A 20627-nucleotide genomic window follows, 5' to 3' on the forward strand; every position below is an offset into this window, starting at 1 on the left:
GTGCTTTATTTGAATCCGTAATCGACTCGGTCTTTCAGGTCGATGCATAGCGCCAGACATCTCGGTCGGCCCCCTCTCCCTCTGGGAGAGGGCTGGGGTGAGGGAAGGGGCCAACACCATTACAACTGATAGTTCTTCAGCTCCCGCGCAATCACCATCCGCTGAATCTCGCTCGAGCCTTCATATATCTGGGTAATCCGCGCATCGCGGTAATACTTCTCGACCGGATAATCTTCCAGATACCCATACCCGCCATGAATCTGAATCGCCGACGAGCAAACCTTCTCGGCCATTTCCGACGCAAACAACTTGGCCTGCGAAGCCTCTGACAAGCAAGGTTTGCCCGCCGTACGCAGCCGCGCCGCATGCAGGATCATCAGTCGCGCCGCGTTGATCTGCATGTGCATGTCTGCCAGCAGGTTGGCGATGCTCTGGTGCTCATTGATCGGTTTGCCGAACTGGATACGATCACGCGAATACACCAGCGCCGCTTCAAACGCCGCACGGGCAATGCCCAGTGCCTGAGCGGCGATGCCGATACGTCCGCCTTCAAGGTTGGACAGTGCAATTGCCAGACCTTTACCACGCTCGCCGAGCAGATTGGCCTCGGGAATGCTGCAGTTGTTCAGTGTCACGGCACAGGTGTCGGAGGCGCGAATGCCCATCTTGTGCTCGGTGCGATCAACGATGAATCCTGGCGTATCGGTCGGTACCAGAAACGCCGAAATGCCTTTCTTGCCCAAATCCGGGTCGGTCACCGCAAACACGATCGCCAGCTTCGCCCGTTTGCCGTTGCTGACAAATTGCTTGGCGCCGTTGATCACCCACTGGCCGTCACGCAGTTCGGCGCGGGTACGCAGGTTGTGCGCTTCGGAACCGGCCTGCGGTTCGGTCAGGCAGAAGCAGCCGATGGTTTTCCCGCTGGCCAGATCCGCCAGCCAGGTCTGTTTCTGTGCTTCGCTGCCGTAGTTGAGCACCGGGCCGCAGCCGACCGAGTTGTGGATGCTCATGAACGCGCCGGTTGCGCCGTCACCGGCGGAAATCTCTTCCACGGCCAGTGCATAAGCGACGTAATCGACGTAGGTGCCACCCCATTCCTCAGGCACTACCATGCCAAGCAAACCGAGCTCACCCATTTTCGCGACGAGCGCGTCGTCGATCCACCCAGCCTTTTCCCAGGCCTGCGCGTGGGGCGCGATTTCGCCACGGGCGAAGTCCCGGGCCATGTCGCGGATCATCACTTGTTCTTCAGTCAGTTCGAGATCGTGCATGGCTCAGCTCCGGCGCTCATCAAAACCATGGAAGAAACTCGCGACATGGCCTGCGTCCAGCGCGGCGAGGGTCGGCGGGTTCCAGCGAGGTGTCTTGTCTTTATCGATCAGCAGGGCGCGTACGCCTTCGATCAGGTCGCCGCGGGCGAACCACTGGCGATCCAGATGCAATTCCAGCGCAAAGCAATGTTCCAGACTCAAGTGGCGGCCGCGACGCAGCATCTCCAGGGTAACGGCCATTGCCAGCGGCGAGCGGGTTTCCAGCAGATCAGCCGTGGTGGTCGCCCATTGGTGGCTGTCGGCGACGGTTACCGCGCGCAATTGCTCGACCATACTCGGCACATCCGGCAGGGCGAAGAAATGGTCGATAGCCGGACGCAAAGCCTCAAGTGGCGCATCGGGCAGGGTTTGTACGGCGTGTTTGGCCAACAGGTTTTGCAGCGCCTTGAGCGGCGTGTCCTGCCATTCCATCTGATCGAGTTTTTCGTCGAGCAGCGCCAGTTTGCTGCTGTCCAGGTACCAGTCGGCGAGGCCGCAATACAGCGCATCGGCCGCACGAATCTGCACGCCGCTGACCCCCAGATAAATCCCCAGTTCACCGGGAATGCGCGGCAGGAAGTAACTGCCACCGACATCCGGGAAATAACCGATGGCCACTTCCGGCATCGCCAGACGGCTCTTCTCGGTGACCACGCGCAGATCGGCGCCTTGCACCAGGCCCATGCCGCCGCCCAGGACGAAACCGTCCATCAGCGCCAGCACGGGTTTGCGGTAGTGATGAATCGTCAGGTCGAGGGCGTATTCCTCGACGAAGAAATCTTCGTGCAGCGTGTCGCCGCTTTTGAAACTGTCGTACAGCGAACGAATGTCGCCGCCGGCACAGAAGGCTTTTTCACCGGCACCGCGCAGGACCACGGCGTGAACATTGGCGTCAGTCGCCCAGGCATCGAGCTGCTGTTGCAGCAAACGCACCATGTCGAGGGTAATGGCGTTGAGACCGGCGGGGCGATTGAGGGTCAGGTGACCGATATGATTGCGAACCTCGGCCAGCACTTCGTGTTGCGTGGCATCCATGGACTGGGTCCGCGGGGATGAAGCCTGAGCTGTCATCAGTAACTCCCTGCTTTTATTGTCTTTATTCGAGAAGCTCGCGCGCGAGCGTTACCGGATCGTAACAGTGCAAATTTGCCCTGTACAACGGGGATAAGTGCAGGGCCTGTCTGCGTTTTTACCTTAGTCGAAAATGTACGCGGGCTCATGTAGGAGCTGCCGAAGGCTGCGATCTTTTGACCTTTAAGAACAAGATCAAAAGATCGCAGCCTGCGGCAGCTCCTACACAGGGATTCAGCGGAAGGTTTGGGTAATGCTGCGGCGCTTGGCGTGCAGTTCGCTGGCGTGGATCAACTGTTCCAGATCTTCGGGGGTGATGTCGATGAAGGCCTCCATGTCGGCCAGCGCCAGCTTGAGGTCTTCGGCGGTGATCGCCTGATTGTCGACCGGTGCAACCAGCGGCGCCGGTTCAGCCGGACGTTTCGGATAACGAATCCGTGTCAGGTTGTTGTAGGCGAGGGCACTGAGCAGCATGCACGCCGCACCGAGCATCACCGGTTCCATGGCTTTCCAGTTCATGGCGATGGTCGCAGGATCGGCCAGAACCAGTGTCAGTGCCAACGCCCCGGCCGGCGGATGCAGACAGCGCAGCCAGCACATCAGAATCAACGCCATGCCCGCCGCCAGACAGGCGCTGCCCAAAGTCCGGCCAAGCACATGGGCGACCAGCAACGCGACGACGCCGGCACACAAATAGCCACCGAGAATCGACCACGGCTGGGCGAGGGCGCCGGATGACACGGCAAACAGCAACACTGCCGATGCGCCCAGCGGCCCGATCAGGTGATAGGCGACGTCATGGCCAAATACCTGCGCGCACAACCACACACTGAACAACGTGCCCAAGGCCATGCCGATGGCAGCGCGGCTCCATTCGGTGGGGCGGGTATTGATGGCGGCGGGCAACCAGCGAGCGAGCATGTGAATCCGATCCTTGCAGCAAATTCGAGGCAAAAAAAAGGACTTGTCCGGCATATCCGGAAAGCCCTCGAAGCGTTCCAACATTGGGGGAGGAACGTGCACAGTTTGCCGATCAATCTCGATGCTGACAAATTCATATTAATGCAGCTTTAGTGCATTATTTTTGGATTGAAGCGACTCGACGGCCACTGACGAAGCACAAATAGCCACCCACGGCTGCCAGTGCGCTCAAGGCATAGAACATGCTCGGCGCCGGCGTATGCATCAGCAGAAACCCGCAAATGACGGGGCTCGCCGCACCGCCCAGAGCCGCCAGGTTCTGCGCGCCATAATAACTGCCGCGCAGTTCTTCAGGCGCCAGGGTGTCGACAAACAGGAAGTCTGCCGGATAGATGATCATCTCGCCCAAGGTGAAGATGAACATCGCCACGCACCAGCCAACCAGGTTGTCAGCCAGACTGAAGCCGATCAGGCCAATGATAAACAACGCGGTGCCGCCGGCAATCCAGTGGCGCAGGTGTTCGCGGGTCAGTAAACGACCGATCTGGTACTGCAACACAATCACCGTGATCGCGTTGCAGGCGAGCAGGGCGGCCATGGTGTCCAGCGTCTGTTGCTGGGTATGCGTGACCAGCAGGTATTGCGACAGGTACAGGGTGAAACGCCCGTGCACCAGCGTGCTGAGCAGACACCCCAGGGTAAACAGGATCATCGTGCGGTCGTTTTTCAGGATGATCAGGGTTTTCAGAAAGCTGGGGGGCGCAGCGATTGCCGAGACCGGATTAACTTCACGCGTGGCACCGATCAGCAGAAAGACGCTACCGATGGCAATCGCGCCCGCGACGATAAACGGCGCTGACTGCTGAACCCCGGCGATCACCACGCCGATCATCGGGCCGACGGCGTAACCGATGTTGGTCAGCGTGTAATTAAGGGAAAACGCCTTGACCCGTTGGCCCACCGGCAGGTTTTCACTGAGGATGGCTTTGGAGCAGATCAGGAACAGCGCCGACGCCGTTTCGCTGATGATCAGCACCAGCGTGACCAGATACAGATTCTGCGCGAAGGTCAGCAGGATCAGACCGATGCCGCTGGAGAGCATGGTCAGGATCAGCAATTGGCGCTTGTCGAGCCGATCGATGATGTAGCCGCCGTACAACGACAATAACGTGGCGCTGAACACCGCGATGCCCAACAGCAGACCGACGTCTTGCGGGTTGAGGCCGAGCTTGTTGCTGAGGAACAGCGTCAGCAGCGGGCTGATCAGGGCGCGGCTGATAACGACGGTCAGCGAACTGATCATCAACCGGCGGATGAGGCGCGAGTAGGTGGCCACGAAGGGTCAATGTCCTTATTTCAAATACTTGGCGGGCGTGCGTCATCCTTACCGGCCAGTCACCACCGGTCAAGCTGCCACACCACAAATCCTCTGTAGGAGTGAGCCTGCTCGCGATAGCGGAGTGTCAGTCAACATTGATTTCTCTGACCCAGCGCTATCGCGAGCAGGCTCACTCCTACAGGGGATTTGTAGTGATTTCAGGAAAGGGGCAGGGCCATGGCACAGCGGCGGTCAGCAGGAAAACCGTGGGTGATTTCGGCTTGGAGTGCTTCGCGCAGATGGTGAGCGGCTGCTGAAGGAATCAACTCGACAAACCCCATGCGCTGATAGAACGGCGCATTCCACGGCAGGTCACGAAACGTGGTCAATGTCACTGCGTTCAACCGCAACGCGCGCGCGTGTTCAATCGCCGCTGAAACCAACTGTCGACCGATGCCTTGCCCCTGAAAGGCCTGACTGACGGACAACTCCTCAATGTGCAGGTGCTGGTCGATTTCGACTGCGCGGAGAAATCCTGCCAGTTCGGTACTCTCGGCGACCCATACATACGCCTGCTTGATGGCCAACACATGTTGCGCCGCATCCAGAACCTCGGCATCCGCCAGCCAGGCCAAGGATGGATCGCCACGGAACAGCTCGGCAGCCGAGCGTTCGATGGCAGGGAGGGCCAACGCGTCAGCGGGCCTTGCAGGGCGAATGATCATATTCATGTAGGAGCTGCCGCCGGTTGCGATCTTTTGATCTGGATTTCAAGAAACAAGATCAAAAGATCGCAGCCTTCGGCAGCTCCTACAAGGGGGGCGGCGTACAGAGCGACTGCCTCATCAAGCGACGTCGGACGCGTTCGGCCACTGTTGCAGCGGGATTGGCAATTTGCGCGATTCGCCACGGCCCATCGGGAAGTAGTGGAAGCCGTTGCGCGCCAGACGCTCGGCGTCGTACAGATTGCGGCCGTCGAAGATCACCGGGGTGTTGAGGCGTTGTTTGATCAGGTCAAAATCCGGGGCTTTGAACTGCTGCCATTCGGTGCAGATGATCAACGCATCGGCGCCGGGCAGCACCGATTCCGGCGTGCCCATCAGCATCAGTTTCGGTTCGTCCGGGTAGAGGTTCTGGGTTTCCTGCATGGCTTCCGGGTCGAAGGCGCGCACACTGGCACCGGCGGCCCACAATTCTTCCAGCAGCACGCGGCTCGGCGCGTCACGCATGTCGTCGGTATTCGGTTTGAACGCCAAGCCCCACAAGGCGAATGTCTTGCCACGCAGGTCTCCGCGATAAAACGCGTTGATGCGCTCGAACAACTTGTGTTTCTGCCGCTCGTTGATCGCCTCGACCGCTTGCAGCAAATCACTGGAGCAGTGCGCCTCTTCGGCGCTGTGGATGAGCGCGCGCATGTCTTTCGGAAAGCACGAGCCGCCATAACCGCAGCCCGGGTAGATAAAGTGGTAACCGATGCGCGTGTCGGCACCGATGCCCTGACGCACCGATTCAATATCGGCGCCCAAGTGCTCGGCTAGCTCGGCGATCTGGTTGATGAAGCTGATCTTGGTCGCCAGCATGCAGTTGGCGGCGTACTTGGTCAGCTCGGCGCTGCGCAGGTCCATGAACATGATGCGGTCGTGGTTGCGGTTGAACGGCGAGTACAGATCACGCATCACGTCGCGCACTTCATCGCCTTCACAGCCGATGACGATGCGATCCGGGCGGCGGCAGTCGGCAACCGCCGAGCCTTCCTTGAGAAATTCTGGATTGGAGACGATATCGAATTGCAGCAGGCGGCCAACCTTGATCAAGGCTTTTTCGATGTGCGTGCGCAGGGTGTCGCCCGTGCCCACCGGCACCGTGGATTTCTCGACGATGATCAACGGCTGTTCACGATGGCGGGCAATCGCGTCGCCCACGGAAAGCACGTAGCGCAGATCGGCCGAACCGTCCTCACGCGACGGCGTACCCACGGCAATAAACGCCACCCGCGCGTGCTGCACGGCGAGTTTTTCATCGGTGGTGAATTGCAGGCGTTTCGAGTCCAGCCCTTCGCGCACCAGGCTGGCCAGCCCCGGTTCGAAAATGCTCACCTGACCCTGGCGCAACAGCTCGACTTTCTTCTGGTCGACGTCCATGCACACGACATCATGGCCGACTTCGGCCAACACAGCCGCTTGCACCAGACCGACGTAACCGCTGCCAAACACTGTGATTTTCATGGAGCACTCCTGAATTCGGGCGCACGAGCCGGACGAGTGTTGATGGTGATGACCCCGAGCATGACCAGCGCCACACCCAGTGATTGAGTGAAACTGAAGGATTCGTTGAACAGCGGCAGACTGGCCGCCAGCAGGTACACCAGCGCATAGCTGATGCTCAGCAGCGAGTAAGCACGGCCCAGCGGCAGATCGCGCAGGGCGGCGAGCCAGCAGAGCATCGACAGTGCGTAGGCAAAAATCGCCGCGATGACCACGGCCAGCGCGCGCCAATCGAGGCTGTCGATGTGCAGCCATTGTTCCGGCACGGGCAGACGCGTCATGCTCCAGCGCATGCCCAGTTGCGCAGCGCTGACGAGTAACACGCTGCCCAGCGCGAAAGTGATGCCGCGACGTTGATTCATGACTGTTGCCCCAGCAAAACCACGCCGCCGATCACCAACGCCACGCCGAGCCAATGCTGGCGGTCGATGGGCTCACGGAAGACGAAGCGCGCGATCAGAGTGATCAGCACGAAGTTGAGGCTGAGCATCGGATAGGCAATGCCGACTTCCAGACGCTGCAACACCAGCAGCCAGACCAACAGGCCCGAGCCGAGGGCGAGCAGGGCCAGCCATAACCACGGCGAGCGCAGTTTGCCGGTCAGCGAAGAGTCGACCCCGCGCCAACTCTCCACGGCGTACTTTTGCGCGACCTGTCCCAGACAGGTCAACAGGCACGCGGCCAACAGCAACAACAGGCTCATGACGCCTCCTTGGGCAGGATCATGATCACCAGGTTGCCCTGCTCATAACGGACGCCGTCCTTTGGCAATCTATCGATTTCGTCCAGTTCGTCCTGCCCCTTGACGCGCATCAACACGCCGACTGAACCGCTGCGGCGCGCCTCGCGCATCCACTGTTGTACGTGTTCGGGATCGACCCGCTGTTGAATGCCGTCAGGATAGGCAAGGCCATATTTCAATTCGCCTATCGTGTTGTACAACGCCACTTGCGGCGTTTTCAGGCGCCAGGCCAGCGCCGAAGCAGCGCCGAGGTCGTTGCTCAGCAGATGCGTGGTTTGCGAAAGTTCGGTGACGTGATGCTTGATGAACTGGTCCGGCATCTTGTTGGCGACCACCGACTTCGGCAGCGCCGCCGGGAGCACCGCGATCAGCAACAGGCTACCCAGCGCCGGAGCCGCCCAGCATTGCAGCGGCAGCAAGGCTTGCAGCAGGTTGGCGATAATCCAGCCGATCAGCGCGATAAACACCAGCACCAGGCTGTGCAGTTCGTGGTCATAGACGGGTTTGGTCAGTTGCAGGTACACCAAAGCGATCAACGTGACGATGCCCAGCAGCAGATTGAGCAACCCATTGATGCTCAGCGCGCGACCTTGCTCCAGGCGCAAACGATCGGCCAGCGCATTACCGAGCAACAACGCCAGCGGCAGCAGGCACGGCAGGATGTAAGTCGGCAATTTGCCGTTGCTCAGGCTGAAAAACAGCAGCGGCATCAGCAGCCACAGCAGCAGGAACACGACTTTGGGCTGAGCGCGGCTTTGCCAGGCTTGCTTGAACGCCGTCGGCAACAATCCCGCCCACGGCAAACTGAACGCCACCAGCAATGGCAGATAGAACCACCACGGCGCATCGTGTTGCGCGTCATCCCCGGCAAAGCGGCGAATGTGTTCGTGCCAGAAGAAGAACCGCCAGTAGTCCGGCTCCTGCGCATGCACCGACAGCACCCACGGCAGGCTGATGATGATCGCCACGGCAATCGCCACGGGGCCAAACATCAGCAGTTCACGCCAGCGTTTTTGCCAGAGCAGCCACGGCAGGGCGATCAACACCGGCAGCAGCCAGGCGAGAAATCCCTTGGTCATGAAGCCCATGCCGCAAGCCAGGCCCAACACGACCCAGGCGGCCATGCGCTTGCCGCTGGTGTGGCTGTCGAAGGCGAACCACAGCGCCAGCAGACTCAGGTTGACCCAAAAAGTGAACTGCGGATCGAGGTTGGCGTAGCCGGCCTGACCGGCGACGATGGTGAAACTCATGTAGAGCAGGGCGCAGACGAAGCTTTTGCGCGGCTCGTTCCATAAACGTCGGGCGAGCAGATAGCACAGCAGCACGCTCAGGCCGGTGCTCAGCGCCGACACAAAGCGCACACCGAACAGGTTCTGCCCGAACAGTTGCTGACCCAGCGCGATCATCCAGTAACCGGCAATCGGCTTCTCGAAGTAACGCAGACTCATAAAGTGCGGCGACACCCGGTTGCCGCTCAGCAGCATGTCCTGGCTGATCTGCGCGTAACGGGTTTCGTCGGGAATCCACAAGCCGTGCGTGCCCAGCGGCAGCAGATAGGCCAGCAGACAAATGCCCAGCAACAGCAGTGGCAGCGTCCAGCGTTTGATCATGCGCCTTGCACTCCCAGCCAGCCTTCACGGCCGTCGAAGGCGCCGCGCTGCACGCGACCCACGGGCAAGGTGTTGAAGAACTCGGGCAACAAGTCGCCCAGCGCTTTGAAATGAATGTTGCGCTGACGCGCGTCGGCGAGCAGTTGGCGAAAGTCCTCGGCCATGAGAATCCCTTCTACTTCGGCGTGAATGGTGTAGACGTTGAGCTGTTGCGGGCGGAAGTGGTCAAGGATGAAACCGTTGAAATCCCGCGCCGCGACGATCGGGCCAACGATTTCGTCGAAGGTCGGCAGGTCCACCGGAATCTGCGGCGTGCCCGGCGTACCGTCGGCCAGCAGCGGGCGAAACAGCCGCGTACCTCGGCAATCGCTGTTGTAGCGAAAGCCGAAGGCTTGCTTGGCCTCGATCACACGCTCGTCCGCACGCCAACCGGCGGCGGCGGAACACTCGACTTTCTCGCCGAGAATGTCGCTCAAGGTGTCGACGCCCTGCCGAATCTGCTCGATCAGTTGCGCGTTGCTCCAGCGCCCGGCATTGGCCTGCCAGCCGTGGTGATCCCACGCATGCAGGCCCACTTCATGACCGGCATCGCGGGCCTGACGCATCAGGTGCCCGAGATCGCGGCCAATCGGTTTGCCCGGCCACGCGGTGCCGGCCAGCAGAATGTCCCAGCCATACAGGCCGGCCGCGTTGGAGCGGAGCATCTTCCAGAGAAACTGCGGGCGGATCAGACGCCACAGATGCCGGCCCATGTTGTCGGGGCCGACACTGAAGAAAAACGTCGCCTTGATCTGCGCTTCATCGAGTATTTCCAGCAAGCGCGGCACACCTTCACGGGTGCCGCGAAAGGTATCGACGTCGATGCGTAGACCGGCCTGCATTACTTCTTGTCCGCGATTTCGAGCATCGCTTCGCGCAAGAAGAAATCCAGCGTATTGCCGATGGTCTCGCGCATTTCCACGGTTGGCGTCCAGTCGAGCAGGCGCTTGGCGTTGGCGATGCTTGGCTTGCGGTGCTCGACGTCCTGATAGCCAGCGCCATAGAACGCCTTGCTCTCGACGTCGCGGAAACCGGCGAACGGCGGGAAGTTGTTGCGCAGCGGATGCGCTTCGAACTGACGCAGCAACTCTTCGCCCAACTGACGAATACTGGCCTCGTTGTCCGGGTTGCCGATGTTGATGATCTGACCGTTGCAGACGTCGCCATCGTTATCGATGATCCGCGCCAAGGCTTCGACGCCGTCGGCGATGTCGGTGAAGCAGCGTTTCTGCTCGCCGCCGTCGAACAGACGAATCGGCGTGCCTTCGACCAGATTGAGGATCAACTGAGTGATGGCGCGGGAGCTGCCGATACGGGCCGAGTCCAGACGATCAAGGCGCGGGCCCATCCAGTTGAAAGGACGGAACAGGGTGAAATTCAAACCCTTGGCGCCGTAGGCCCAGATCACCCGATCCAGCAGTTGTTTGGACACCGAGTAGATCCAGCGCTGCTTGTTGATCGGGCCAACCACCAGGTTCGAGGTGTCTTCGTCGAAATGCTTGTCCTGAGACATGCCATAGACTTCCGAAGTCGACGGGAAGATCACGCGCTTGTTGTACTTGACGCAGTAGCGCACCAGTTTCAGGTTTTCTTCGAAGTCGAGTTCGAACACGCGCAGCGGGTTGCGGGTGTATTCGATCGGCGTGGCGATGGCCACCAGCGGCAGGACCACGTCGCACTTCTTGATGTGGTACTCGATCCACTCGGAGTGAATGCTGATGTCGCCTTCGACATAGTGGAAGTGCGGATGGCTGCGCAGACGGTCGATGGCGTCGGAACCGATGTCCAGGCCATAGACTTCGTAGCGCTCGTCACGTAGCAGGCGCTCGGACAAGTGATTGCCGATAAAACCGTTGACGCCGAGGATCAGCACGCGAGTGCGACGTGGCGTACGGCCGGACTCAGCGCCGCGCAGCAGCGAGCCGTCGACCAGACCGAGTTCACTGGCCAGTTGCGGGCCGCTGAGGAACAGACCGTTGTCGTTGCGTTGACCGGAGAGGATCACCAGCGAATCTTCGCCGCAGGCAATGCGCAGCGGATCGACGCTGATCACGCGGCCCGGCGACTGACCGTCGTTGCCTTTAACGACTTCGGCGCTCCAGACGATGAGTTTGTGCTCGCCCACGGCGCAGAAAGCGCCCGGGTACGGCTGGGTCACGGCGCGCACCAGATTGAACAGTTGCTCGGCAGGTTTCGCCCAGAGCAGTTTGCCGTCCGCGGGGGTGCGACGACCGAATACTGTGGCCTTCGATTCGTCCTGCGCGGTTTCGCTGATCTTGCCTTGCAGCATGGCTGGCAAAGTGTCGCGCAGCAGATCCGTCGCGGCGATGCGCAATTTTCCGTGCAGGCTCAGCGCGGTGTCGCCGCGTTCAATGGCCACACGCTGTTGGGCAACGATGGCGCCGGCATCGGCACGTTTGACCATGCGGTGCAATGTGATGCCGGTTTCGCTTTCGCCATTGACCAGCACCCAGTTCGCCGGGGCGCGGCCGCGGTAGCTCGGCAACAGAGAACCGTGCAGGTTGAACGCGCCTTTTTTCGCGGTGGCCAGCAACGATTCGCTCAGGAGGTGGCGGTAGTAGAACGAGAACACGTAGTCCGGATTGAGCTTGGCAATCCGCTCGATCCACAGCGGGTGGTTAACGTCTTCCGGGGCGTGCACCGGGATGCCTTTGTTGGCGCACAGTTGCGCAACCGACCCGTAGAAGGCGTTCTCTTTCGGGTCGTCGGCATGAGTGAATACCGCCGCAATCTCATAGCCGCTGTCGAGCAGGGTTTGAATGCCGGCGCAGCCGATATCGTGATAAGCGAAGACAACCGTTTTTGCGCTCATGAGAGAACCTGATCATTGGAGGAGGAGAGACCGTCGACGGTGATCGCCCGCGGTGGCATGGCGGGTTGGCCGCGCAAGACTTTTTCCACGAAGAAACGTGGGCGGGCGCGCACGTCGCTGTACATGCGCCCGAGGTATTCGCCGAGCAGGCCCATGCCGATGAACTGGCCACCGGTGAACACGAACAACACCGCGAACAGCACGAACATGCCGTCACCGGCCCAGCCGGCACCGAACACCAGACGCAACACGATCAGTGCGGCGGCAAACAGCACGCCGAGGCCAGCCATGGCGAAACCGACGATGCTCAGCAGGCGCAACGGCGTGGTGGTCATGCAGGTGATCAAGTCGAACATCAGGTTGATCAAACGCATCGGGCTGTACTTCGAATCGCCGTGTTCACGCTCGGCGTGGGCCACGACAATTTCGGTGGTGTGGCGGGCGAAGCTGTTGGCCAGAATCGGAATGAACGTGCTGCGCTCGCGGCAGGCGAGCATCGCGTCGATGATCGTCCGGCGGTAGGCGCGAAGCATGCAGCCGTAGTCGTTCATGGCGACGCCAGTGGAGCGCTGCACAGCGAGGTTGATCAGCTTCGACGGATAGCGGCGCAGCGCCGAATCCTGCCGATTGCCGCGCACGCTGCCGACGACGTCGTAACCCTTTTCCGCTTCGGCAACCAGCCGGGGGATTTCTTCCGGCGGGTTCTGCAGGTCGGCGTCGAGGGTGATCACCACATCGCCTTTGCACTGCTCGAAACCGGCCATGATTGCTGCGTGCTGGCCGTAGTTGCGGTTGAGGATGACCGCCACAAACGGACTGTCTTCACGGGTTGCGGCTTCTTCCAGCATATTCGCGGACTCGTCACGGCTGCCGTCGTCAACGAGGACGATTTCATAGTCGTGACGCAGCATGCGGCAGGCCGCTTCGGTACGGCGTAGCAGTTCCGGAAGGCTGTCCTGTTCGTTGTAGACCGGGATGACGATCGACACACAGCGGATCGGATAGGTTTTCACGGGCGTTTGTCCATAAGGGTGGCGATGGCGCCGACCACGCGATCAAGGTCTTGATCGCTCATGTCGGGGAACAGCGGAATCGAACACAGCCGCGCCGAGTTCCATTCGGTGTTGGGCAGGTAGAGGTCGGGGTCACGCTGGCGATACCAGGTGTGCAGGTGGGTGGCGATAAAGTGGATACCGGTGCCGATGCCCTGGTCCTGCAAGCCTTTCATGAAGGCTTCGCGGTCGATGCCGCAGCGCTCGCTGTCGATGCGCAGAATGAACAGGTGCCAGGCGTGGGTTTGTGCGTAGGCGGGCAGGGCCAGCGGTTGCACCGGCAGGCCTTCGAGTTTTTGCCGGTAGGCGGCGGCCAGTTCCGTGCGGCGGGCGTTGATTGCATCCAGACGCTCAAGCTGCACCAGCGCAATCGCGGCGTTGATGTCGGCGAGGTTGTATTTGAACCCCGGCTCCATCACTTGCGCCTGCGGCTTGCGGCCACCGGTCAGGCGATCGTAGGCGTCAACCCCCAGACCGTGGAACTTGAGCATGCGCACACGGCTGGCCAAGGCTTCGTCGTCGGTGACGAACATCGCGCCTTCGGCACAGGTTATGTTCTTGATCGCGTGGAAAGAAAAAATCGCTGTGCCCTGCGAGCCGACGTGGCGGCACTTGTAACGGGTGCCGGCGGCGTGGGCGGCGTCTTCGATGACGGCGATGCCGTGCTTGTCGGCCAACGCATAGAGCGGATCGAGATCGAACGCGGCGCCGGCGTAATGCACCGGGATGATTGCTTTGGTGCGTGGGGTGATTGCCGCTTCGATGCGCGCGGCGTCGGTCATCAGGGTGTCGCGATCAACATCGACGAATACCGGTGTGGCGCCGAGCAGCGAGATCATGTTGGCCGTCGACACCCAGGTCTGCGACGGGGTGATGACTTCGTCGCCCGGGCCGATGCCCAAAGCCAACAAGGTGATGTGCATGCCACCGGTGGCCGAGGAAAGTGCCACGGCGTGTTTGCAACCGACATAGTGTGCGAACTGTTCTTCCAGTGCCTGGTTTTTAGGGCCGGTAGTAATCCAGCCCGAACGTAATACTTGTTCGACGGCGGCTATTTCTTCTTCGCCGATACTCGGCCGGGAAAACGGCAGAAACGCTTGACTCATAAGAACCTCGGGGCGACAGCCATCCTTCAGCCGATTGTCTGAAAAACACGGAATTTCAAAGGGTTGAGTTACCGGTCGGGGAATACCTGATTGACTTTCCAGTCCGCGGCCGGCAGGGTTGCAGGCCTTTCGGGGCAACCTGTTGTAACTAAGGTTATGCGCGTTTTTGTCAAAGGAACATGAAAAAACGGTCGGCGATTCGTCTATCTGTAAGCCATACAGCCACCGTTCAGACTTCTTCCGTTCATCGGCTGTTTTAGTCGAAAAGTCTTACGAAAGAGTCGCTCTTTATATAAGTTTGTTTGCACTTTTAAGTTGTTTTGTTGAACTGTTTTCTATTCAAGGCCGTTTCGTTTGATTGACTTGTCGAGCACTGAATCCACACCGTCCACCACTAATCCGCTGACGCTTTATCTGGCACGCCTGGCGCCCTCCAGCCAACTGACCATGCGCTATGTCTTGCAGGATGCTGCTGACCGTCTCGGTTTCGAAGACGTGGATATCGAAGAAATCCCTTGGCACGGGCTGCAACCGGAAGACGTCGTGGCGCTGGTCGCCGCTTTGCGCGCCGACGGCTATGCGCCGAATACCTCGTCGCTGTATGTAAATGCCGTGCGCGGCGTTATGAATGAAGCCTGGCGCATGAGCCTGATCAGTCAGGACCATTTGCTGAAGATGCGCTCGGTAAAGGGCATTGCCGGCACGCGGTTATCTCAGGGGCGCAACTTGAAGCGCACCTTGATCCACGAATTGATGGAAGTCTGCGCCGCCGATCCACGCCCACAGGGCCTGCGCGACGCGGCAGTGATTGCGCTGTTGTACGGCACCGGCATGCGTAAATCGGAGTCGGTGGACCTGGACTTGAATCAGGTCGACTTCACTGAACGCAGCCTCACCGTTACCGGCAAAGGCAATAAGCAACTGATCAAGTACGCACCGGCGTGGGCGTTCGCCAAACTCGATGCATGGCTGGAGCTGCGACGTTCAGAGCTGAAGGAGGGTGAGAGCGACGATGCCTTTCTGTTCAATCGCATCCGGCGCGGCAGCCACATCACCCGCGAGCGCATCACCAAACACGCGATCTATTACATCGCCCGCCAGCGTGGCACCCAGGTCGGTGTGAAGATCATGCCTCACGATTTCCGCCGTTCGTTTATCACGCGGGTGATCGAAGAGCATGATTTGTCGATCGCGCAGAAACTGGCGCACCACAGCAACATCCAGACCACCGCCAACTACGATGTGCGTGATGACAACGAGCGGCGGCGTGCGGTCGATCGCTTCGATCTGTAGGCCCCGTCAGGACGGCGAAGGGCAGGTGCGCGCGTTGCCGGTTGCCGCCCGACTGATCTGCTCGGCCAGACGTTTGACGTTGTGCTGCTGGGCGCCCACCAGATCATCGATGGTCGGGCCGGCCGGTGTTTGCAGGGTCGAACGGCAGGTCAGCAAGCCATTGTCAGTGGCGCCGTCGGGACGCAAGCGCCATTTGGCGTCGATCAGGCCGTACTGACCGGGGATCGAGTCGAAGCGTTGCACTTCGATGCGCACCGAAACGTTGCCTTGGCCACTGGTATTGCTCAATTGATCGGCCAACGCACCGCGCAACTCATCCGCCAGTGTCGCCCCCCACCAATCGGTCTCCAGAATCGCCAGGCCGCTGTTGCCCTGGCGGATAACGATCTGCGCCCGGTCGACCTGCGGCGGCACGCTCAGCGCTTCAATCGGAATCTGCGTGCCGCTCCGTGTGTTGGCGACCTGCACCGGCGTCAGTGTGTGAAAACTGATCGGGTCGCTGCGACAGGCACCCAGCAGCATAAGCGCAGCGAGCACGGTGATTTTCAGCGGTACAGCCATGGTTCAGCTCCTGTGCTCAGTTGCGTGGCGGGCCTTTCAGGTCGATAGGCGCGGCGTTATCGGGGCGACCACGAATCAGCGATTCCGGATGCCGGCCCAAGTAATCCGACAGCTCACGCAGCGAACGCGACATGCGTCCGAGTTCGTCAAGGGTCTCGGTGAGTTTCTCGCGTTGCGGCGAGTCTTCGGCCAGGGTCGAGCTGGCGGACTGCAAGGTCTTGCTGACGTCGGCGAGGGTGCTTTGCACGCCCGGCAGGGTCTTGGCGTTGAACTGGGTCAGGCCTTTGCGCAACTCGATCAGATTGCTGTCGAGGTTGTTGGCGATGCGATCAACCGGCAGCTTGTTGAGCTTGTCGACCACGGCTTCGAGTTTTTCCTGCAACTGTTCGAGACTGCCCGGAACGGTCGGTAGAACGACCGGGCGAGCGGTCGGATCGAACGCGACTTTCTCCGCTTTCGGGAAGAAGTCCAGCGCCACGTACAACTGGCCGGTCAGCAGGTTGCCACTGCGCGCCTGGGCACGCAGGCCATTATCGACGAAGGTGCCCAGCAGGCGGATGCCGGCGGCTTCGTCGTTGGGGTCGTGCTTGAATTCGGTGAGCATCTTTTTGTAGGCCTGACCGAGACGCTGCGGGTAAATGACGATGCCGACGTTAAGCGGGAAGGTGCGTTTTTTTGCGTCGAAATCCAGGTTGATGCCCACGACCCGGCCGATCTCCATACCGAGGAACTCGACCGGCGCATCGACCTTGAGTCCGCGCAGTGACTGTTCGAAACGCAACACCATGTATTGCGCCTTGCCGTTCGGCGGGGCGAGGGCGCTCTGTTGGTCGGCGAACAGTTCGAAATCCTTGTCGTCGGCGGCGGCCACATCATTGGGACTGTAATCCGGAGCACGGAACGCAATACCGCCCACCAGCATGGTCGACAGCGATTCGGTCTTCACGGCAAAACCGTTGGCACCGACATTGATGTCGATGCCGCTGGCATTCCAGAAACGGGTGTTTTCGGTGACGAACGCGTCGTTCGGCGCGTGAATGAATACCTCGATATCGACCCCTTTGCCTTCGGGGTTGAGGGCGTAGGTGACGACCTGGCCGACCGGAATCTTGCGGTAGTAGACCGGTGAACCAATGTCCAGTGAACCGAGGTCCGGCGCGTGCAGCATGAAACGCTTGCCGGGTTCGCCGTAGGTGATCGGCGGCGGATTTTCCAGACCCTTGAAGTTCTTTGCGCGGCCATCGGACTGGCCGACGTCGGCGCCGATGTAGTCACCGGAAAGCAGGGTGTCGATGCCCGAGACGCCGCCGGCGCCAATGCGCGGGCGCACCACCCAGAACTGTGAATCTTCGCGCGTGAAGGTTTCCGCCTGTTTGGACAGTTTGATGGTGGCGTCGACGCTTTTCTGGTCGCCACTCAACTCGACGTCCGTCACCTGACCGATGACCACGTTGCGGTACTTGACCTCGGTCTTGTTCGCCGTCAGGCCACTGCCGGTCTTGAAGTTGACGATGATCGTCGGCCCTTCCTGCATCACGTTGTGCACCACCAGCGAGATGCCCACGAGCACCGCCACAATCGGCACAATCCAGACGAGTGAAATGCCGAAACGGCGGGTTTTGACTGGGGCTTGGCCTGGTGCTCGCGGCTCGTCGGTGGCTGACGACTTCATCCATGTCTCCTCGATTGAATGGGCACTGAGCGTCAGGAACGCAAAAGCACCTCATCAATATAGAAGTGCTTGGCGATAGAGCAAATGTGAATAGCTCACCTGCGCTTGATGATCGTTCCCACGCTCTGCGTGGGAATGCCTCATGGGACGCTCTGCGTCCAGTGACGCGGAGCGTCACGGGCTGCATTCCCACGCAGAGCGTGGGAACGATCAAGCGCAGCCGGGAACGATCGGATCGTGTCAGCGCGGTTTGTGCTGTCAGCCGAGCATTTCCCGCAGGCGATACCAGAACATGCCCAGTGCCAGCAGTGGCGAGCGCAAAGCCGGGCCGCCGGGGAAGGTCATGTGCGGCACGCCGCTGAACACGTCCATGCCCTGACTGTGACCGGCATGAATCGCCTCGCCGAGCAGTTTTGCGCACCAGTGCGTGACGTTCAGGCCATGGCCGGAATAGCCCTGCGCGTAGAACACGTTCGGGTGTTGCTTGAGCCGGCCGACCTGCGGGAAGCGGTTGGCGGTGATGCCAATCTTGCCGCCCCACTGGTAATCGATGCGCACGTCCGCCAGTTGCGGGAAGACCTTGAGCATCTTCGGCCGCATATAGGCAGCGATGTCCGAAGGATCGCGGCCGGAATAGTGGCAGGCACCGCCGAACAACAAGCGCCGGTCCGCCGAGAGCCGGTAGTAATCTAGGCCGACTTTCTGGTCGCACACCGCCAGATTGTGCGGAATCAGCTGCGCGGCGCGCGCCTCGGACAGCGGCTCAGTGGCGATGATGTAACTGCCGGCCGGCAGCACCTTGCCACTGAGCTGTTGTTCGAGCTCGTCCAGATGCGCATTACAGCCGAGCACCAGACTGCCAGCCCGCACCGTGCCGTTTGCACAACGCACCTGCACGGTCGCGCCGTGGATGATTTCCAGCACTTCGCTCTGCTCGAAAATCTTCACGCCGAGCGCCGCTGCCAATCGCGCTTCGCCTTGCACCAGATCGAGCGGGTGCAGGTGCCCGGAACCCATGTCCACCAGGCCGCCGGCATAGATGTCGGAATTCACCACTTGCTGGCGGATCTGCTCCGGGCCGATCAGACGGGTTTCGTGGGCGTAACCGAGTTCGGCGAGGTCGACCAATTCATCCTTGAAGGCAGCGAACTGCGCCGGGGTATTGGCCAGATCGCAGAAGCCCCAGCGCAGGTCACACTCGATGCCGTTGTCGCCGATGCGCTGACGCACCAGTTCCACCGAATCGATGCCGGCGCGCTGCAAATAGCGCACGCCTTCCTGACCGACATACTTGGCGAAGCCTTCAACCTCATGACCGATCCCGCGAATCAACTGACCGCCGTTGCGCCCGCTGGCGCCCCAGCCGATGCGCCGGGCTTCGATCAACACCACCGACAGCCCGCGCTGAGCCAGCTCGATGGCGGTGTTGACGCCGGTGAAGCCGCCACCGATCACGCAGACATCGGCAGTCAAGTCCCCGTCCAGCAGCGGAAAAGGTGTGCTCGCCCGGGCCGAAGCGGCGTAGTAAGAACGGGCGTGTTCCTGGGTGTACTGATTCATTTGTTCGACTTCACTTTGCTCCAGGAACGGGTCATCAGACGCATGATCGCCTGGGGCGGGGTAGAGGAGATGTAGAGCTTGTCGAGCACTGCCTGGGATGGGTAAACCTCAGGGTTGTTGACCAGCTCCTGATCCATGTATTGCTTGGCCGCCGGGTTCGGGTTGGCGTAACCCACCGAAGCGCTGACCTTGGCGATCACTTGCGGATCGAGCAGGTAATTGATGAAGGCGTGGGCTTCTTTGGTGTTACTGGCATCAGCCGGGATCGCCAACAGATCGAACCAGAGGTTGGCGCCTTCCTTCGGAATGGCGTAAGCGATGTTCACGCCGTTCTTGGCTTCCTTGGCGCGGTTGGCGGCCTGGAACACGTCGCCGGAGTAACCGAAGGCTACGCAAATATCGCCGTTGGCCAGATCCGACACGTACTTCGAAGAATGGAAATAGGTGATGTACGGGCGGATGCTCAGCAGTTTTGCTTCAGCCTTTTTATAGTCTTCCGGGTTTTCGCTGCGTGGGTCCATGCCCATGTAGTTGAGCACGGCGGGGAAGACTTCGTCGGCGGAGTCCATCATCGACACGCCGCACTGGCTGAGTTTTTTCAGGTTTTCGGGTTCGAACAGCACGGCCCAGGAATCGATGTGGTCAATGCCCAGCACTTGCTTGACCTTGTCGACGTTGTAGCCGATGCCGTTAGTGCCCCACAGGTACGGCACCGAGTGCTCGTTGCCCGGGTCGTTTTTCTCCAGCAGTTCGAGCAGTTTCGGGTCGAGGTTCTTGAAGTTCGGCAACTGCGAGCGATCAAGTTTGAGGAACGCGCCGGCCTTTACTTGACGCGCGAGGAAGTGGTTGGATGGTACGACCACGTCATACCCGGTGCGGCCCGCAAGGAGTTTGCCTTCGAGGGTTTCGTTGGAGTCGAAAACGTCGTAGATCACCTTGATCCCGCTTTGGCTCTGGAAATCGGCGAGGGTGGTTTCACCGATGTAGTCGGTCCAGTTGTAGACGCTGACCTGGGGTTGGGCTTGGGCTACCGCGCTGAACAGCACGCTCAGGGCGACCGGGAGTACGGATTTCAACAGACGCATTTCGACACCTCTTCTTATAATGATCGTTCCCACGCTCTGCGTGGGAATGCCTCAACGGACGCTCCGCGTTCGGCTTTGGATGGGACGCGGAGCGTCCCGGGCTGCATTCCCACGCAGAGCGTGGGAACGATCGATTGTTGGATTTTTCAGGTGGTTCGCTAATCCCTTGTGGGAGCGAGCCTGCTCGCGA

General features: G+C 60.3%; 17 protein-coding genes and 1 pseudogene. 1 reads left to right on the forward strand and 17 read right to left on the reverse strand.

The window, feature by feature from the left end:
- Positions 1–119: 119 nt before the first annotated feature.
- The 13 genes and pseudogenes from CKW17_RS04105 to arnB form a co-directional block, all read right to left on the reverse strand.
- Entirely contained in the window at positions 120–1271 is a 1152-nt protein-coding gene (locus CKW17_RS04105; protein ID WP_095118821.1) for an acyl-CoA dehydrogenase family protein, read from the reverse strand.
- 3 nt (positions 1272–1274) lie between these two features.
- Positions 1275–2381 (reverse strand): enoyl-CoA hydratase/isomerase family protein, encoded by a 1107-nt coding sequence (locus CKW17_RS04110; protein WP_095118822.1) that lies wholly within the window; start codon positions 2379–2381, stop codon positions 1275–1277.
- Between the two features lie 234 nt (positions 2382–2615).
- Complete coding sequence (locus CKW17_RS04115; RefSeq protein WP_095118823.1) at positions 2616–3302, reverse strand: HPP family protein; 687 nt, start codon at positions 3300–3302, stop codon at positions 2616–2618.
- A gap of 157 nt (positions 3303–3459) precedes the next feature.
- Positions 3460–4638 (reverse strand): MFS transporter, encoded by a 1179-nt coding sequence (locus tag CKW17_RS04120; protein WP_095118824.1) that lies wholly within the window; start codon positions 4636–4638, stop codon positions 3460–3462.
- Positions 4639–4838: 200 nt separating this feature from the next.
- On the reverse strand, positions 4839–5351 hold the full coding sequence (locus CKW17_RS04125) for a GNAT family N-acetyltransferase (RefSeq protein ID WP_095118825.1): 513 nt from the start codon (positions 5349–5351) through the stop codon (positions 4839–4841).
- A gap of 79 nt (positions 5352–5430) precedes the next feature.
- Positions 5431–6845: pseudogene (locus tag CKW17_RS04130) on the reverse strand (UDP-glucose/GDP-mannose dehydrogenase family protein).
- The gene (arnF, locus tag CKW17_RS04135) at positions 6842–7246 is read right to left on the reverse strand and encodes a 4-amino-4-deoxy-L-arabinose-phosphoundecaprenol flippase subunit ArnF (protein ID WP_095118827.1); all 405 of its coding nucleotides are present in this window, start codon (positions 7244–7246) and stop codon (positions 6842–6844) included. Before arnF ends, CKW17_RS04130 begins: the two are co-directional and overlap by 4 nt.
- Positions 7243–7587: a 4-amino-4-deoxy-L-arabinose-phosphoundecaprenol flippase subunit ArnE gene (gene arnE, locus CKW17_RS04140; protein ID WP_095118828.1), complete on the reverse strand. Its 345-nt coding sequence runs from the start codon at positions 7585–7587 to the stop codon at positions 7243–7245. Before arnE ends, arnF begins: the two co-directional genes overlap by 4 nt.
- Positions 7584–9236, reverse strand: a complete 1653-nt coding sequence (gene arnT, locus CKW17_RS04145) for a lipid IV(A) 4-amino-4-deoxy-L-arabinosyltransferase (protein WP_095118829.1) — start codon at positions 9234–9236, stop codon at positions 7584–7586. The genes arnE and arnT overlap by 4 nt, the downstream gene beginning before the upstream one ends.
- Entirely contained in the window at positions 9233–10117 is an 885-nt protein-coding gene (arnD, locus tag CKW17_RS04150; RefSeq protein WP_095118830.1) for a 4-deoxy-4-formamido-L-arabinose-phosphoundecaprenol deformylase, read from the reverse strand. The genes arnT and arnD overlap by 4 nt, the downstream gene beginning before the upstream one ends.
- Positions 10117–12108: a bifunctional UDP-4-amino-4-deoxy-L-arabinose formyltransferase/UDP-glucuronic acid oxidase ArnA gene (gene arnA / locus CKW17_RS04155; RefSeq protein ID WP_095118831.1), complete on the reverse strand. Its 1992-nt coding sequence runs from the start codon at positions 12106–12108 to the stop codon at positions 10117–10119. Before arnA ends, arnD begins: the two co-directional genes overlap by 1 nt.
- Complete coding sequence (gene arnC, locus CKW17_RS04160; RefSeq protein ID WP_095118832.1) at positions 12105–13121, reverse strand: undecaprenyl-phosphate 4-deoxy-4-formamido-L-arabinose transferase; 1017 nt, start codon at positions 13119–13121, stop codon at positions 12105–12107. Before arnC ends, arnA begins: the two co-directional genes overlap by 4 nt.
- Positions 13118–14266, reverse strand: coding sequence for a UDP-4-amino-4-deoxy-L-arabinose aminotransferase (arnB, locus tag CKW17_RS04165; RefSeq protein WP_095118833.1), 1149 nt, complete (start codon positions 14264–14266; stop codon positions 13118–13120). The genes arnC and arnB overlap by 4 nt, the downstream gene beginning before the upstream one ends.
- Before the next feature lie 447 nt (positions 14267–14713).
- Here arnB and xerC point away from each other — a divergent pair, with 447 nt between their 5' ends.
- Complete coding sequence (xerC, locus tag CKW17_RS04170; RefSeq protein ID WP_224793216.1) at positions 14714–15559, forward strand: tyrosine recombinase XerC; 846 nt, start codon at positions 14714–14716, stop codon at positions 15557–15559.
- Positions 15560–15565: 6 nt separating this feature from the next.
- Here xerC and CKW17_RS04175 read toward each other — a convergent pair whose 3' ends face one another.
- From CKW17_RS04175 to CKW17_RS04190, 4 genes are all read right to left on the reverse strand, one after another.
- Positions 15566–16120, reverse strand: a complete 555-nt coding sequence (locus tag CKW17_RS04175) for a membrane integrity-associated transporter subunit PqiC (RefSeq protein WP_095118834.1) — start codon at positions 16118–16120, stop codon at positions 15566–15568.
- A 16-nt stretch (positions 16121–16136) separates the two neighbouring features.
- The gene (locus CKW17_RS04180) at positions 16137–17792 is read right to left on the reverse strand and encodes an intermembrane transport protein PqiB (RefSeq protein WP_095118835.1); all 1656 of its coding nucleotides are present in this window, start codon (positions 17790–17792) and stop codon (positions 16137–16139) included.
- Between the two features lie 258 nt (positions 17793–18050).
- Positions 18051–19352, reverse strand: coding sequence for an FAD-binding oxidoreductase (locus CKW17_RS04185; protein WP_095118836.1), 1302 nt, complete (start codon positions 19350–19352; stop codon positions 18051–18053).
- Positions 19349–20437 carry a polyamine ABC transporter substrate-binding protein gene (locus CKW17_RS04190; RefSeq protein ID WP_095118837.1) on the reverse strand — a complete coding sequence of 363 codons (1089 nt, stop codon included), beginning with the start codon at positions 20435–20437 and terminating at the stop codon, positions 19349–19351. The genes CKW17_RS04185 and CKW17_RS04190 overlap by 4 nt, the downstream gene beginning before the upstream one ends.
- Positions 20438–20627 lie beyond the last annotated feature (190 nt).

Origin of the sequence: Pseudomonas sp. Irchel s3f10 (assembly GCF_900187515.1) — a bacterium.
Lineage (GTDB): Bacteria > Pseudomonadota > Gammaproteobacteria > Pseudomonadales > Pseudomonadaceae > Aquipseudomonas > Aquipseudomonas tensinigenes.

What these genes read in the sequence shown, in the direction of transcription:
- CKW17_RS04175 (WP_095118834.1), bottom strand. Translation starts at nt 16,120, where the DNA reads ATGGCTGTACCGCTGAAAATCACCGTGCTCGCTGCGCTTATGCTGCTG.
- CKW17_RS04125 (WP_095118825.1), bottom strand. Translation starts at nt 5,351, where the DNA reads ATGAATATGATCATTCGCCCTGCAAGGCCCGCTGACGCGTTGGCCCTC.
- CKW17_RS04115 (WP_095118823.1), bottom strand. Translation starts at nt 3,302, where the DNA reads ATGCTCGCTCGCTGGTTGCCCGCCGCCATCAATACCCGCCCCACCGAA.
- arnF (WP_095118827.1), bottom strand. Translation starts at nt 7,246, where the DNA reads ATGAATCAACGTCGCGGCATCACTTTCGCGCTGGGCAGCGTGTTACTC.
- CKW17_RS04105 (WP_095118821.1), bottom strand. Translation starts at nt 1,271, where the DNA reads ATGCACGATCTCGAACTGACTGAAGAACAAGTGATGATCCGCGACATG.
- arnD (WP_095118830.1), bottom strand. Translation starts at nt 10,117, where the DNA reads ATGCAGGCCGGTCTACGCATCGACGTCGATACCTTTCGCGGCACCCGT.
- xerC (WP_224793216.1), top strand. Translation starts at nt 14,714, where the DNA reads ATGCGCTATGTCTTGCAGGATGCTGCTGACCGTCTCGGTTTCGAAGAC.
- CKW17_RS04180 (WP_095118835.1), bottom strand. Translation starts at nt 17,792, where the DNA reads ATGAAGTCGTCAGCCACCGACGAGCCGCGAGCACCAGGCCAAGCCCCA.
- arnE (WP_095118828.1), bottom strand. Translation starts at nt 7,587, where the DNA reads ATGAGCCTGTTGTTGCTGTTGGCCGCGTGCCTGTTGACCTGTCTGGGA.
- CKW17_RS04190 (WP_095118837.1), bottom strand. Translation starts at nt 20,437, where the DNA reads ATGCGTCTGTTGAAATCCGTACTCCCGGTCGCCCTGAGCGTGCTGTTC.
- arnT (WP_095118829.1), bottom strand. Translation starts at nt 9,236, where the DNA reads ATGATCAAACGCTGGACGCTGCCACTGCTGTTGCTGGGCATTTGTCTG.
- arnB (WP_095118833.1), bottom strand. Translation starts at nt 14,266, where the DNA reads ATGAGTCAAGCGTTTCTGCCGTTTTCCCGGCCGAGTATCGGCGAAGAA.
- CKW17_RS04185 (WP_095118836.1), bottom strand. Translation starts at nt 19,352, where the DNA reads ATGAATCAGTACACCCAGGAACACGCCCGTTCTTACTACGCCGCTTCG.
- arnA (WP_095118831.1), bottom strand. Translation starts at nt 12,108, where the DNA reads ATGAGCGCAAAAACGGTTGTCTTCGCTTATCACGATATCGGCTGCGCC.
- CKW17_RS04110 (WP_095118822.1), bottom strand. Translation starts at nt 2,381, where the DNA reads ATGACAGCTCAGGCTTCATCCCCGCGGACCCAGTCCATGGATGCCACG.